The organism is Kitasatospora sp. NPDC053308, from assembly GCF_055585785.1.
This window is the reverse complement of record NZ_JBVJJY010000025.1, coordinates 41,860-56,623: the sequence shown is the minus strand read 5'-3', so window position 1 is coordinate 56,623 and position 14,764 is coordinate 41,860. Positions and strand designations below refer to the sequence as shown.

The window sequence follows — 14,764 nt, the reverse complement described above, 5'->3', positions numbered from 1 at the left end:
GCCGGGGCGGGGGCCATCGGAGCGACGGTACGCCGGGGCGGATGCCGGTCAGGCCGGGCGGACGGCACCCATGTACGGCATCGCGGAGATCGGCAGCACCTCGATGTTCTTGCCGCTGCGCGGCGCGTGGATCATCTTGCCGTCGCCGATGTACAGGCCGACGTGGTGCAGGTCGTTGTAGAAGAAGACCAGGTCGCCCGGCTGGAGGTTGGCGCGGTCGACGTGCGGGCCGTCGTTCCACTGGTCCTGGGACATCCGCGGGATGGTGACGCCCGCCGCGCGGTACGCCTGGCTGGTGAGCCCCGAGCAGTCGAAGCTGGCCGGGCCGCTCTTGCCCCAGCCGTACGGCTTGCCGAGCTGGGCCTGGGCGAAGGCGATGATGGCGGCGGCCCGGCCGCCGGCGGCCGGCACCGGGGCGTTCATGTCCGGGCGCTCGGAGGAGCGGGAGGCCCGGTCGGCCGCGGCGGCGCTCGCGGCCTGCTTGGCCTCGGCCTTGGCCTTCTCGGCGGACTGCTGGGCGTTGATCTTGGCGCGGTCCTCGGCGCTGAGCTTGTTGAGCATCTCCTGCGCCTGCGCCAGCTTGGTCTGGATGTCGTTCTTCTGCTCCACCAGCTGCTTGCCGACCGAGTCGAGCTGGGCGAGCGTCGCCGTGGCCTCGGCACGGTCCTGGTCGAGCCTGCGCTGCTCGTCCTGGGCCTGCTTGAGCAGGTTCGCCTGGGAGTCGGAGACCTGGTTCTGCACCGCCGCCCGCTCCAGGTAGCCGGCCGGGTCGGAGTCGAGCATCAGCTGGACCGAGGCGTCGATGCCGTTGGAGCGGTACTGCTCGGCGGCGACCGCGCCGAGCCGGGTGCGCAGCTCGTTCATGGTCTCCTGGCCGCGGACGACCTTCTCCTGGATCCGGTTGGCCTCGCCCTGGAGCTTCTGCTGCTTCTCCTGGAAGCCGTTGTAGCGCTCGATGGCCTGCTCGGCCTGCTCGTTGAGCTGGTCCACCTGCTCCTTCACGGAGGCGAGGGTGGGCGTCGGCTCGGCGTGCGCGGTGCCGGAGGCGAGGACCGCGCCGCCGGCCGCCATGGCCGTGGTGAGGACCGCCATGCGGGCCCGGCTCGGGGGGCTGGGCTTGCGGCGCTTTCCCATCGCGGCGGCTCTCCTTCGGGGGAATTTCGGCGGCGGATCCGGGGGACGGCTCGGTCGGACCAGGGGACGGCGCGGTCGGGCCGGGCCACGGCGAAGGCGGGCAGGACGGGCAACGGGGGGATGCCGACCTCCCGCCCGCCTTCTTCGAAGTAACTTAATAGATGAGGGCAGGGGTTCCGCAATCCCCCTGATCATGACGTTTCAGGGCCATGACGGGACATCGACCGCGTTCCGTGCCATCGGTGTTGACTACGGACGCCGCGCGGACCTCGGTTCAACAGCACCGCGGCACCCCGGCCGCGGCTCGCGGCACTCCCCGCCGCACGGAGTGCTGAGAACACGCCAAAATCGAGGGCAAGGTCACACGCGTCTCCCCTCCTACGGCTCTGCGAACGGGCGCTAACCTGCGGACATGAAGGTCCCGCCCGAAGGGCTCCCCCTCGCCGCCGAATTCCCGGCCGCGCACCGTGAGCAGTGGCAGCAGCTCGTCCAGGGCGTGCTGCGCAAGTCCGGTGCCCAGCCCGAGGACGGCGCCGCGGCCGAGCAGGCACTCACCAGCACGCTCCAGGACGGGCTCAGCGCGCGCCCGCTGTACACGGCCGAGGACACGACCGTCGATCCCGGCTACCCGGGCTTCCCGCCCTTCGTCCGCGGTGGACGGCCGCAGGGCTCGGCCGTCGCCGGGTGGGACGTCCGGCAGCGGCACGCCGACCCGGACCGCCGACGCACCAACGAGGCCGTCCTGGCCGACCTGGAGAACGGTGTCGGCTCGCTCTGGCTGGAACTGGGCGGCGGGGCCCTCCCGGTGGACGCCCTGCCCGAGGCGCTGACCGGCGTGTACCTCGACCTGGCCGCCGTGGCGCTCGACGCCGGACCGGAATTCACCGCCGCCGCCGGGCAGTTGTTCGCGCTCTACGAGCAGCGCGAGGTCTCCCCCGCCGCCGCCTCCGGCAACCTCGGCGCCGACCCGCTGGGCCTGCAGGCCCGGACCGGCGACACCGCCCGCACCGACGCGCTGCTCGCCGAGGCCACCGCGCTGGCCGCCCGCTGCGCCGCCGGCTACCCGCACGTCCGGGCGCTGACCGTGGACGCCCTGCCCTACCACGAGGCCGGCGCCTCCCCGGCCCAGGAACTCGCCTGTTCGCTCGCCACCGGCGTGGCCTACCTGCGCGCGCTCACCGCGGCCGGGCTGTCGGTGGACGCCGCGCTCGGCCAGCTGGAGTTCCGCTACGCCGCGGACGCCGACCAGTTCCTGACCATCGCCAAGTTCCGCGCCGCGCGCCGGCTCTGGGCCCGCGTCGCGCAGGCGTCCGGGGCATCCCCGGAGGCCTCGGCGCAGCGCCAGCACGCCGTCACCTCCCGGGTGATGATGACCGCCCGCGACCCGTGGGTGAACATGCTGCGCACCACCGTGGCCTGCCTGGCCGCCGGGGTCGGCGGCGCCGACGCCGTCACCGTGCTGCCCTTCGACACCGCCCTCGGCCTGCCGGACGCCTTCGCCCGCCGGATCGCCCGCAACACCCAGTCGATCCTGCTGGAGGAGTCGCACCTGGCCCGGGTCGTCGACCCGGCCGGCGGCTCCTGGTACGTCGAGCAGCTCGGCGAGGAGCTGGCCAGGGCCGCCTGGGCCTGGTTCCAGGAGATCGAGCGGGCCGGCGGCCAGCAAGCCGCGCTCGGTTCGGGCCTGGTCGGGGAGCGGATCGCCGCGACCTGGGCCGAGCGCTCGGTCTGGCTCGCCCGGCGGCGCGAACCGGTCACCGGCGTCAGCGAGTTCCCGCACCTGGACGAGCAGCCGCTGGTCCGCGAGCCCGCCCCCGCCGCGCTCGGCGGCGGCCTGCCGCAGGTGCGCCGCGCCGAGGCGTACGAGGCGCTGCGGGACCGCTCGGACGCCCGGCTCGCCGCGACCGGCGAGCGGCCGACGCTGTTCCTCGCCTCGATCGGCACCGCCGCCGCGCACACCGCGCGCACCACCTTCGCGGCCAACCTGTTCCAGGCCGGCGGCATCGCCACCACCGCCCTGGAGTCCGTCGACCCGGCCGCCTTCGCCGAGGCCTTCCGGGCCTCCGGCGCCACCGTCGCCTGCCTCTGCTCCAGCGACGCCCTGTACGGCGAGCACGCCGCGCCCGTCGCCGAGGCCCTGAAGGCGGCCGGCGCCCGGCGGGTGCTGCTGGCCGGACGGCTCGGCGAACTTCCCGACGGAGTGGACGCGTTCATCCACGCGGGCGGGGACGCGGTCGCCGTCCTCACCTCCCTGCTGGACCTGATCACCGGCGCGAGCGGCGCCGACGAGAGCGAGGCGGCCCGATGATCCCCGACTTCACCGGCATCGGGCTGGACGGCGACGCCGCCCCGGACGCCACCGAGGACCAGTGGCGGTCCGCCTGGCGGCAGTCCACCGGCAAGGACGTCGACGAGCTGGTCTGGGACACCCCCGAGGGGATCGGCGTCAAGCCGCTGTACACCGCGGCCGACCTCGCCGGGCTGGACTTCCTGGAGACGTACCCCGGCATCGCCCCGTACCTGCGCGGGCCGTACCCGACCATGTACGTCAACCAGCCGTGGACCGTCCGCCAGTACGCGGGCTTCTCCACCGCCGAGGAGTCCAACGCCTTCTACCGCCGCAACCTCGCCGCCGGGCAGAAGGGCCTGTCGGTCGCCTTCGACCTGCCGACCCACCGCGGCTACGACAGCGACCACCCGCGCGTCACCGGCGACGTCGGCATGGCGGGCGTCGCCATCGACTCGATCTACGACATGCGCCAGCTGTTCGACGGCATCCCGCTGGACCGGATGTCGGTGTCGATGACCATGAACGGCGCCGTGCTCCCCGTGCTGGCGCTGTACATCGTCGCGGCCGAGGAGCAGGGCGTGCCGCCGGAGAAGCTGGCCGGGACCATCCAGAACGACATCCTCAAGGAGTTCATGGTCCGCAACACGTACATCTACCCGCCGCAGCCGTCGATGCGGATCATCTCGGACATCTTCGCGTACACCTCGCAGAAGATGCCCCGGTACAACTCGATCTCCATCTCCGGCTACCACATCCAGGAGGCCGGTGCGACGGCCGACCTGGAGCTGGCCTACACCCTGGCCGACGGGGTGGAGTACCTGCGCGCGGGCCTGGACGTGGGACTGGACGTGGACGCCTTCGCGCCCCGGCTGTCGTTCTTCTGGGCGATCGGCATGAACTTCTTCATGGAGGTCGCCAAGCTGCGCGCGGCCCGGCTGCTCTGGGCCAAGCTGGTCAAGCAGTTCGACCCGAAGAACCCCAAGTCGCTGTCGCTGCGCACCCATTCGCAGACCTCCGGCTGGTCGCTCACCGCGCAGGACGTGTTCAACAACGTCACCCGCACCTGCGTCGAGGCGATGGCCGCCACCCAGGGCCACACCCAGTCGCTGCACACCAACGCCCTCGACGAGGCGCTCGCCCTGCCCACCGACTTCTCCGCGCGCATCGCCCGCAACACCCAGCTGCTGCTGCAGCAGGAGTCGGGCACCTGCCGGGTCATCGACCCGTGGGGCGGCTCGGCGTACGTCGAGAAGCTCACCCACGACCTCGCCGCCCGGGCCTGGCAGCACATCCAGGAGGTCGAGGCGGCCGGCGGCATGGCCAAGGCGATCGACGCCGGCATCCCCAAGATGCGCGTCGAGGAGGCCGCCGCCCGCACCCAGGCACGCATCGACTCAGGCCGCCAACCCGTGATCGGCGTCAACAAGTACCGGGTGGAGAGCGACGAGCAGATCGACGTGCTCAAGGTCGACAACTCCGCGGTGCGGGCCCGGCAGATCGAGAAGCTGCGCCGGCTGCGCGCGGAGCGCGACGAGGCCGTCTGCCAGGACGCCCTGCGCGCGCTGACGGCGGCCGCCGAGGCCGGTCCGCAGCGCGGCGGCTCGCTGGACGGCAACCTGCTGCACCTGGCCGTCAACGCGGCCAGGGCCAAGGCCACCGTGGGCGAGATCTCGGACGCCCTGGAGAAGGTGTACGGCCGCCACTCCGGCCAGATCCGTACCATCTCCGGTGTGTACCGAGACGAAGCGGGCCCGTCGGCCTCCCTGCAGCGCACCCGCGACCTGGTCGAGCGGTTCGAGCGGGCCGAGGGCCGCCGGCCGCGCATCCTGGTCGCCAAGATGGGCCAGGACGGCCACGACCGCGGCCAGAAGGTGATCGCCACCGCCTTCGCCGACCTGGGCTTCACCGTGGACGTCGGCCCGCTGTTCCAGACCCCGGCCGAGGTCGCCCGCCAGGCCGTCGAGGCGGACGTGCACATCGTCGGCGTCTCCTCGCTGGCCGCCGGCCACCTCACCCTGGTGCCCGCCCTGCGCGCCGAACTCGCCGCGGCGGGCCGCGAGGACATCACCATCGTGGTGGGCGGGGTCATCCCCCCGCAGGACTTCGAGGCGCTCCACGCGGCGGGCGCGGCGGCGGTCTTCCCGCCCGGCACGGTCATCCCGGACGCGGCGTACGACCTGCTGAAGTCCCTGGCGGCCGACCTCGGCCACGAGCTGTGAGCCGGGACCTCTAGGCCATGCCTCCTCGGACGATCGACCTCGACGCGTATGTGACGGGTGTCCTGGACGGCTCGCGCGCCTGGATCGCGCGGGCCGTCACCCTCGTCGAGTCCACCCGGCCCGACCACCGCGCGCTCGCGCAGCAGCTGCTCCGGCGGCTGCTGCCGCACGCGGGCGGCGCGGTCCGGGTGGGTGTCACCGGGGTGCCCGGGGTCGGCAAGTCGACCTTCATCGACTCCTTCGGGACCATGCTGACCGGGCTGGGGCACCGCGTCGCGGTGCTCGCCGTCGACCCGACCTCCAGCCGCACCGGCGGGTCCATCCTGGGCGACAAGACCCGGATGGAACGCCTCGCCGTCGACCCCGACGCCTTCGTCCGCCCCTCCCCCACCTCCGGGACGCTCGGCGGGGTCGCCAAGGCCACCCGTGAGTCCATGGTGGTGATGGAGGCCGCCGGGTACGACGTGGTGCTCATCGAGACGGTGGGCGTCGGCCAGTCCGAGACGGCGGTGGCCGGGATGGTGGACACCTTCCTGCTCCTCAGCCTCGCCCGCACGGGCGACCAGCTGCAGGGCATCAAGAAGGGTGTCCTGGAGCTCGCCGACGTCATCGCGATCAACAAGGCCGACGGCCCGCACGAACGCGACGCCAAGGCGGCTGCCCGCGAACTCGCGGGCGCGTTGCGGCTGTTGCACTCCCCCGACGCGGCCTGGACCCCGCCCGTGCTCACCTGCAGCGGCCGCGAGAACATCGGCCTCGACGTGCTCTGGGAGCGCCTGCAGCAGCACCGCAAGGTGCTGGACGCGACGGGCGCCCTGGCGGCGAAGCGCCGCGAGCAGCAGGTGGAGTGGACCTGGGCCATGGTCCACGACCAGCTGTTCGCGCGGCTCCACGAGCACCCCGAAGTGCAGCGCCTGGCGCCGGAGTTGGAGACCCAGGTCCGCGCCGGCACCCTCCCGGCGGGACTGGCCGCCCAACAGATCCTGGACGCCTTCTTCGGCTGACCGACGGCAGGAAGGCCGAGCGCCGTGCCCCACCCGCGCGTGGGGCACGGCGCTTCGCCGGTTTCGCGGCACTCGAACCACACCACCGTGCCCGCCCCGCCGTGCCCGCCCCGAGCGTGCGCCGGCCCCTCCACGGGCATGAGCCCACGTCCGCTCGTCGCCTCGTCGTCACGCCCGCTATCCGGCGGCTCCGCACGCCGGTCGGGAGACGCGGTTCGGGCGGCCCGGGCGGCCTCGGGACGCTGCGGCATCGCGCCCGGACGTCGGCGGGCTCCTCGACTGGACCTGCCGGGCGGCAAGGTGGGGGGCGCAGCGGTTCAGGGGGTGGTCTGGACGGGGAAGCCGGTGGGGCGGCCCTGGGCCTTCAGCCAGGTGAGGACCTGGTCGAGGGCTTCGACGGTCTGCTGGCGGTCGCCGCCGCCGTCGTGGAAGAGGATGGTCGGGCCGAGGTGGAGTTCCTTCTTGACCGTGTCGACGATGGCGGCGGTGCCGGGCTTGTTGAAGTCCTTGGAGTCGACGTTCCAGCCGAGCGGGCGCATGCCGTTCGCGGCGGCGATGCGGCGGCTGTCGGGGGTGAAGGAGCCGCCGGGGGCGCGGTAGTAGAGCACCTTGGCCCCGCCCGCGGCGTCCTCGATCATCTTCTTCGCGTCCAGGATCTCCTTCTCCTGGTAGGCGACGGGCTTCTTGTCCATGGTGGTGTCGTGGTGCACGGTGTGGTCGCAGAGCCGGTGGCCGGCGGCGACGACCTGCTTGACCAGGTCGGGGTGGGCCTTGGCCTGCGGTCCGATCATGCAGAACGTCGCCGTCACGCCGTGCCGCTTGAGGACGTCGAGGACCTTCGGGGTCCAGGTGGGGTCGGGGCCGTCGTCGATGGTGATGTTGACGGCGTTGCCGCCGCTCTCGGAGGCGTGGGCGATGCCGTCGGGTATGCCGCTGCCCTGCTGGGTGCCGCCGTCGCCGCCCTTGGCGCCGTCCCCGCCGCCCTCCCCGCTGCCGTCGGAGGAGGCGTCCTGGGCGATGCTCTGCCGGGGGACGCCGTCCGGCCCGGCGAGGGTGGCGACTCCCCAGGCTCCCGCCGCCAGGGCGACGGCCGCCACCGCGAAGGCCACCCGACTGCCGGCCAGGTCCTGCACGCGTCCTTTGAGGTCCATCGATCGACCGCTCCCCCACACCTGTACGAACTCTCCGAGGTTCATGACGCGAACCCCGTCGGCCGGGTTGCACCGGGGCGGGCCCCGGACCGCCCGACCGGTCCGGGGCCCGCCACCTCACCGGACGCGGTCAGGCGCCCTGGACGGCCGCGAAGCGGGCCGACACGTCCTGCCAGTTGACGACGTCCCACAGGCGGGTGACGTAGTCCGGGCGGACGTTGCGGTACTGCAGGTAGTAGGCGTGCTCCCAGGCGTCGAAGGCCAGCAGCGGGGTGGTGTTCTGGCCCACGTTGCCGTGGTGGTCGTAGACCTGCTCCACGATCAGGCGCTTGCCGAGCGGCTCCCAGGAGAGGATGCCCCAACCGGAGCCCTGGACGCCGGTGGTGGCGTTGGTGAGCTGCTTCTTGAAGGCCTCGAAGCTGCCGAAGTGCTCGGTGATGGCGTCGGCCAGCTCGCCCTCGGGGCGGTCGCCGCCCTCCGGGGAGAGGTTCTGCCAGAACAGCGAGTGCAGCACGTGGCCGGACAGGTGGAAGGCGAAGGTCTTCTGCAGGCCGACCAGGCCGCCGAACTGCTCCTTGTCGCGCGCCTCGGCGAGCTGCTCCAGGGTGTCGTTGGCGCCCTTGACGTAGGCGGCGTGGTGCTTGGAGTGGTGCAGCTCCAGGATCTCGGCCGACATGGCCCGCTTCAGCGCGGAGTAGTCGTACGGGAGGTCGGGAAGCGTGTAGGTGCCCATCAGGACACGGCCCCTTTCGGCGGGTTGGACGTTGCTGATCGTGCCGGGACAACACTATTGCGTATGGGTTGCAGGAACGAGGCATGGGCTCCTGCTTATTCCTCACATCGCGTCGGGCACAATGGTCCCCGGTATCGGTAATGGGCGAAACGGGTGGCTGACCATGACGGGCGCAGCGGTGGTGCTGGGCATCGAGTCCTCCTGCGACGAGACCGGCGCGGGCCTGGTGCGCGACGGCGTGCTGCTCGGGCAGGCGGTGGCGTCGAGCATGGACGAGCACGCCCGGTACGGCGGAGTGGTGCCCGAGATCGCCGCCCGGGCACACGTCCACGCGGTGGCTCCGGTGGTCGGGGAGGCGCTGCGACGGGCCGGACTGACGCTGGGTGACGTCGGCGCGGTCGCCGTGACGACCGGTCCGGGTCTGGCGGGCGCCCTGCAGGTCGGGGTGGCGGCGGCGAAGGCGTACGCCTTCTCGCTGGGCGTCCCGCTGTACGGGGTGCACCACCTGGCCGGGCACGTCGCCGCGGCCGGCCTGGAGGGCGGGCCGCTGCCGGACCCGTGCGTGGTGCTGATCGTCTCCGGCGGGCACACCTCGCTGCTCCTGGTCCGGGACCTCGCCCGCGACCGAATCGTCCACCTCGGGGACACCCGGGACGACGCGGCCGGCGAGTGCTTCGACAAGGTGGCCCGGATCCTGGGGCTCCCCTACCCGGGCGGACCGGCCGTCGACCGGGCCGCCCGGGACGGCGATCCGGCGGCCGTCCGCCTGCCGCGCCCGCTGACGGGGCCCCAGGACGACCCGTACGCCTTCTCGTTCTCCGGACTGAAGACCGCCGCCGCCCGCTGGGTCGAGGCGCAGCGGGAGCCGCACGTGCCGGACGCGGCGGCCGCGCTGCAGGAGGCGATCGCGGACGTGCTGACCCGCAAGGCCGTCCGGGCGTGCACCGATCACGGGATCGGCACGCTGGTGGTGGTCGGCGGGGTCGCGGCCAACTCCCGGGTGCGGGCGTTGGCAAAGGAGCGCTGCGCGGCGGCCGGGATCGCCCTGCGGGTGCCGCCGTTGCGGCTCTGCACGGACAACGGCGCGATGGTCGCGGCGATCGGGGACCTGCTGGTCCGGTCGGGGGCGGAGCCGGCGCCGGCGGGACTCTCGGTGGACCCGTCGGCGCCGCTGGAGTTCGCAGCCCTGACCCCGACCGTCCGGGCGGCCGCCTGACGGGGCCTCCGGTCCGAGCGCGGGGCGGCGGAGGGGGCGGCGGAGGACGGGGAGCCGGGGAGGCGGGAGACGGCGGCGGGGAGGTGGCGGCGGGGCCGGGCCGGAGACGGCAACGGTTCGGTCAAGCCGGTCGAATTTCCGTTCCCGGGGCTTCCCTCCGCGTCAAGCCGTGTGCCATTTTACATGTCACACATCAGGACCCGTGCGTCCCACACCGCACGAGACCCCCCACGGCCTGGAGGCCCCCACCCCATGCGTCCCTTCCGGATAGCGAAGGCGAACGCGCGCAGGCTCCCTGCGCTCGGCGCCGCCTTCTTCCTCGCCCTCGGACTCTTCGCACCCCAGGCCCACGCCGCCGCCGACACCCCGTCGGCTCCCCCAGCGAAGCCGGCCGCGCCGCACGCGATTCCCGTCCCCAAGTCCCCCGACACCCCCAAGGACGCCCGCCCGCTCGCCGCCGACACGCTCGCCAAGCCCGCCGCTCCGACGGGGGGCAGCACCGTCGGGGCGACCGGGGCGCCGGCCGCGGCGAAGCGGCTCTCCGCCGCGGCGAACGCCTGCGACGTCTCCTCCTTCACCGGCACCTCCGGTGCCGCGCTGGTCCGGCAGGTCGAGTCCGCCAGCCTCGACTGCGTCAACACGCTGTACAACCTGACCGGGACCGACGCCAAGGGCGCCTTCGCCGAGGCCCAGATGGCCACCGTCGCCGACGCCCTGCGCGACGTCTCCGCCGGCTACCCCGGCGACGACTCCACCTCGGCCGGCCAACTGGTCGTCTACCTCCGCGCCGGCTACTACGTCCAGTGGAACAACCCCGACGTGGTCGGCCCGTACGGCACCACCCTGCAGACCGCGATCCGGGGCGCGCTGGACGGCTTCTTCGCCGCCCCGCACAGCAAGGACGTCACCGAGGCCAACGGCCAGACCCTCGCCGAGGCCGTCACCCTGATCGACAGCGCCCAGGAGAACGCCCGCTACACCGGCGTCGTCAAGCGCCTGCTGAACGACTACACCGGAGCCTGGACCGGCTCGATGGCCGCCGCCGTCGCCAACACCGAGACGGTCATCCGCCGGGGCCTCGACCTGCCGGCCTTCACCGCCGCCCTGCAGGCCGACCCGTCGTTCGCCACCGCCATGGCGTCCTTCGTCACCCGCAACAGCGACCAGATCACCGGCGGCGACCCGGTCACCTCGATCGGCATGCAGATCGGCAACCTGCTCACCCAGGACGCGCTCAAGCCCCAGGCCCGCCCGCTGGTCAAGGACCTCGTCAACCGCTACCCGCTGGTCGGCAGGACCGGTCCGCTCACCATGAACCTGCTCTGGTTCGCGGAGAAGAAGGACGCCGGCAACTGCTCCTACTACGGCACCTGCGACGTCCCCGCCAAGCTCGTCCCGCTCGTGCTCACCGTCGACCACACCTGCAACGCGCACCTGCGCATCCGCGCCCAGGACATGACCGCGCAGCAGCTCGCCGACACCTGCACCAGCCTGGTCAACCAGGACGCCTTCTTCCACAAGCTGGTCAAGGACAGCGGGCCGGTCGCCGACGACAACAACACCAGCCTGGAGGTCGTCGTCTTCGACGACTACTACAACTACAGCCTCTACGCCTGGGAGATGTACAAGATCGACGTCGACAACGGCGGCATGTACGAGGAGGGCGACCCGGCCAAGGCGGGCAACCAGGCCCGCTTCATCGCCCACGAGGCCTCCTGGCTGCGCCCCCAGTTCCAGATCTGGAACCTCAACCACGAGTACACCCACTACCTCGACGGCCGCTACGACTTCTACGGCGACTTCGAGGCCGGGATGACGACCCCGACCGTCTGGTGGGTCGAGGGCCTCGCCGAGTACGTCTCCTACAGCTACCGCGGCGTCCACTACGACGACGCGGTCGCCCAGGCCGGCAAGGGCACGTACGCGCTGAGCACCCTCTTCGACAGCACCTACGCCAACGCGGACTCCACCCGGATCTACAACTGGGGCTACCTCGCCGTCCGTTACATGCTCCAGTCGCACCCGCAGGACGTCACCGCGCTGCTCGCCAAGTACCGCGTCGGTGACTGGAACGGCGCCCGCGCCCTGCTCAAGAACACCATCGGCACCGCCTACGACGCCGACTTCGCCGCCTGGCTCAAGCAGTGCGCCGCCGACAACTGCGGCTCCCTGCCCGCCGACCGGGCCCCGCTGTGCACCGCCGCCGACACCCGGCAGTTCGACAAGGACTGCCGCCGCGACGGCGTGGCCGCCACCACCGGGAACTACAGCTACAGCTTCCTGTACCTCCCGGCCGGCGTACAGCAGCTGACCATCACCACCAGCGGCGGCACCGGCGACGCCGACCTCTACTACAACGGCGGCGGCTGGGCCACCACCGGCTCGTACCAGGCCAAGTCCACCAACGACGGCAACGGCGAGACCCTCACCATCGCCAACCCGCCGTCCGGCTGGGTGTACTTCAGCCTCTACGGCCGGCAGGGCTTCGGCGGCGTCACCGTCACGACGACCTACCACTGACGCCGTCCCGACGACCCGTCACCGACCGGCTCCGCCGGCAGGCAGCAGGGCCCCGCGGCGACGCGGGGCCCTGCGCCGTTCGCGGCGGCGCGGGGCCCCGCGCCGTCCGTGGCTACCCCGGGCCGGGGTCGCGCCCCCGGCCCGCGCCGGCTCCACGCCTCACGCGGACTCCCCGCCGCGCTGGACGGGGACGGACCGGTCGCGCTGCAGGTCGAGCAGTTCGCGGAACAGGCCGTCCGGCCGCTCCGCCAGTTCGGCCCAGGTGCCGGCCTGGACGATCCGGCCCTTGTCCATCACGATCACCCGGTCCGCCACCGCCGCGTTGGCGATGTTGTGGGTGACCAGGAGGGTGATCCGGCCCGGGGCGAGGCCGCGCAGGGCGTGCAGGATGCGGTGCTCGGCGCGCGGGTCGAGGTCGGAGGTCGGCTCGTCCAGGATCAGCAGGCCCGGGCTGCGCACCGTCCGGTAGAGCGCCCGGGCGACCGCCGCGCGCTGCCAACCGCCGCCGGACAACTCGGCGCCGCCCCACCAGCCCTGGGCGAGCAGGGTGCGCCAACCGGAGCGCAGCCGGGCGACGGTCTCGTCGAAGCCGGTCCGCTCCGCCGCCCGTTCGACGTCCGCCATCACCCGGTCGGTGAGGTGGCCGAGGTGGATGTTCTCGGCGGCGCCCAGCGGCCAGCGGGCGAACTCCTGCGGCACCCGGGCCACCCGGTTCCACATGCCGTCGGCGTCCAGTTCCTCGACCGGCACGCCGTCCCAGGTGATCCGCCCCGCCTGCGGCAGGTAGAGGCCGGAGAGCAGCTTCAGCAGGGTCGACTTGCCGCTGCCGTTCTGCCCGATGACGGCCACCACCTCGCCCGCCCGCAGGGTCATGCTGACGCCGCGCAGGGCCGGCTCCTGCTGCTCGCCGGGGTAGGCGTGGCTCAGGTCCGTCACCTCGACCAGCTGCGGGGCGCCCGGCACGCGGTGGCCGCGCCGGATCCGGTGGCCGCCGGCCTCGTCCAGGAAGGTGAAGTAGTCGTCCAGGTAGAGACCCATCCGGTACAGCCGGGCGCCGTTGCCGACCAGGCCCTGCAGACCCGAGGAGGCCGTGCGCAGCGCGAAGGTGGCGGTGCCCGCGGCGGCCAGGTCGATCCGGCCGCTCGCCACCAGGTAGAGCAGGGTGCCCCAGATCAGCGCGCTGCCGGCCCCGGTGCCGAGCGCGGCCAGCAGGGACACCTTGGCCGCCTCCCGGGTCGCCCGGTCGGTGGCCGCGACGATCTTGGCCTCGGCACGACGGTACTTGGCCATCAGGAAGGGGGTGACCTGGTCCGAACGGACCTGGTCGGCACGGGTCTTGTCGATCAGGAACCAGCGGTAGACGCGCAGCGCGCCGCGGTCCTCGTTGGTGGTCACCGCCGCCAGGTAGTGGATCCGGGCGGTCCGGACGGCGGCCACGCCGGTCGGCACCGAGCCGAGCAGCAGCAGCGGCACCAGCCAGGGGTGCAGCGTCGCCAGGACGCCGGCCGCGGCGGCGAGCGAGACGGTGGAGGCGATCACGTCCTGGGCGTTGGAGAGCAGGTCGGGCGTGGTTGACGCGCCCCGGTCGGCGGCCTCCCATTGCTCGTTGTAGCTGGGCTCGTCGTACGCCTTCAGCTCCGCCGCGCACCCGGCGGCGATCAGCGCCAGTTCCGCCTCCCGGGTGATCCGCGGCGACACCCGGCCGGACAGGCCGACCACGGCGATGCTCAGGACGGCACGCAGGGCGGCCGAGACGGTCAGCAGGAGCAGCGAGGGCGCGGCGGTGCGCAGGTGGTCGGTGACCGGGCCGGGGACCAGCAGCGCTGCCAGCGTGCCGGTGGTGGCGTACAGCGCGAGCGCCCCGAACACGCCCGCCAGCGCCTGGCAGACCAGCAGCAGCACGGTGGAGGTCCGGTCCGCCGCCCAGGCCAGGGTCATCGCCCGGCGCACCAGGTGCGGCAGGCGTCGCAGCATGGCGCTCGCGGACATCGAGGCGCCGGCCTGGGCGCGGCGGTCGCCGGGGAAGCGGAGCCGCAGCTCCTCGTCGTGCTCCCGTTCCGGGTGCTCCCGCTCGGGGTGCTCCCGTTCGGGGTGCTCGTCGTGCCGCTCGTCGCCCCGGCCCTCGTGCCGGTTCTCGTCGTGCCGGTCGTCGTCGGGGGTGGTGGCGGGTTTCTCGGGTTCCGCGATCTGCTCGGACACAGTGCTCCCTGTTCCCTGGTACGGCGGCCCCGCGGCCGCGGTGGATCCGCGCCCGAGCAGCCCTCGACGCCGGGTGGGCGTGCGGGGTCGACAGCGGTGCCCGCGGGCACTGCGGGGGTCGGGCCGCCGGTGCGGACCCCGATCCTGGCAGCGGCCCGCGGGGCGCTTCGGCGTGTCCCGGGCGGTCTCACTCGATCCGGGCAATTCCGTGTCGCGGACGGCGAGTTGGTGGCGAACGATCAGCGGCGAGGTATCCGGTGTTCGATTCCGGGAGGCTGGTGCGGCAAGCTGCTCGGCA

The 14,764-nt window shown here is 73.2% G+C and carries 9 protein-coding genes; 5 read left to right on the top strand and 4 right to left on the bottom strand.

What is annotated here, in order from left to right; translation table 11 throughout:
• Positions 1–48: 48 nt before the first annotated feature.
• Positions 49–1,134 (bottom strand): C40 family peptidase, encoded by a 1,086-nt coding sequence (locus tag ACZ6Y7_RS34275; protein WP_465761856.1) that lies wholly within the window; start codon positions 1,132–1,134, stop codon positions 49–51.
• A 412-nt stretch (positions 1,135–1,546) separates the two neighbouring features.
• Between ACZ6Y7_RS34275 and ACZ6Y7_RS34270 the strand changes: the two genes are divergently transcribed.
• Genes ACZ6Y7_RS34270 through meaB form a run of 3 tightly spaced genes read left to right on the top strand, consistent with a single transcriptional unit; the run spans position 1,547 to position 6,647 of the window.
• Positions 1,547–3,442 (top strand): methylmalonyl-CoA mutase family protein, encoded by a 1,896-nt coding sequence (locus ACZ6Y7_RS34270; protein WP_465761855.1) that lies wholly within the window; start codon positions 1,547–1,549, stop codon positions 3,440–3,442.
• Complete coding sequence (scpA, locus tag ACZ6Y7_RS34265; protein ID WP_465761854.1) at positions 3,439–5,643, top strand: methylmalonyl-CoA mutase; 2,205 nt, start codon at positions 3,439–3,441, stop codon at positions 5,641–5,643. The genes ACZ6Y7_RS34270 and scpA overlap by 4 nt, the downstream gene beginning before the upstream one ends.
• Before the next feature lie 17 nt (positions 5,644–5,660).
• Positions 5,661–6,647 carry a methylmalonyl Co-A mutase-associated GTPase MeaB gene (meaB, locus tag ACZ6Y7_RS34260; protein ID WP_465761853.1) on the top strand — a complete coding sequence of 329 codons (987 nt, stop codon included), beginning with the start codon at positions 5,661–5,663 and terminating at the stop codon, positions 6,645–6,647.
• A 317-nt stretch (positions 6,648–6,964) separates the two neighbouring features.
• Here the strand turns inward: meaB and ACZ6Y7_RS34255 are convergent, their stop codons facing one another.
• Positions 6,965–7,798, bottom strand: a complete 834-nt coding sequence (locus tag ACZ6Y7_RS34255) for a polysaccharide deacetylase family protein (RefSeq protein ID WP_465761852.1) — start codon at positions 7,796–7,798, stop codon at positions 6,965–6,967.
• Between the two features lie 130 nt (positions 7,799–7,928).
• On the bottom strand, positions 7,929–8,531 hold the full coding sequence (locus ACZ6Y7_RS34250) for a superoxide dismutase (protein WP_465761851.1): 603 nt from the start codon (positions 8,529–8,531) through the stop codon (positions 7,929–7,931).
• 163 nt (positions 8,532–8,694) lie between these two features.
• Between ACZ6Y7_RS34250 and tsaD the strand changes: the two genes are divergently transcribed.
• Together tsaD and ACZ6Y7_RS34240 are read left to right on the top strand one after the other, a co-directional pair.
• Complete coding sequence (tsaD, locus tag ACZ6Y7_RS34245; RefSeq protein WP_465761850.1) at positions 8,695–9,747, top strand: tRNA (adenosine(37)-N6)-threonylcarbamoyltransferase complex transferase subunit TsaD; 1,053 nt, start codon at positions 8,695–8,697, stop codon at positions 9,745–9,747.
• 252 nt (positions 9,748–9,999) lie between these two features.
• Positions 10,000–12,267, top strand: coding sequence for a M9 family metallopeptidase (locus tag ACZ6Y7_RS34240; RefSeq protein WP_465761849.1), 2,268 nt, complete (start codon positions 10,000–10,002; stop codon positions 12,265–12,267).
• 159 nt (positions 12,268–12,426) lie between these two features.
• Here ACZ6Y7_RS34240 and ACZ6Y7_RS34235 read toward each other — a convergent pair whose 3' ends face one another.
• Entirely contained in the window at positions 12,427–14,466 is a 2,040-nt protein-coding gene (locus ACZ6Y7_RS34235; RefSeq protein WP_465761848.1) for an ATP-binding cassette domain-containing protein, read from the bottom strand.
• Positions 14,467–14,764 lie beyond the last annotated feature (298 nt).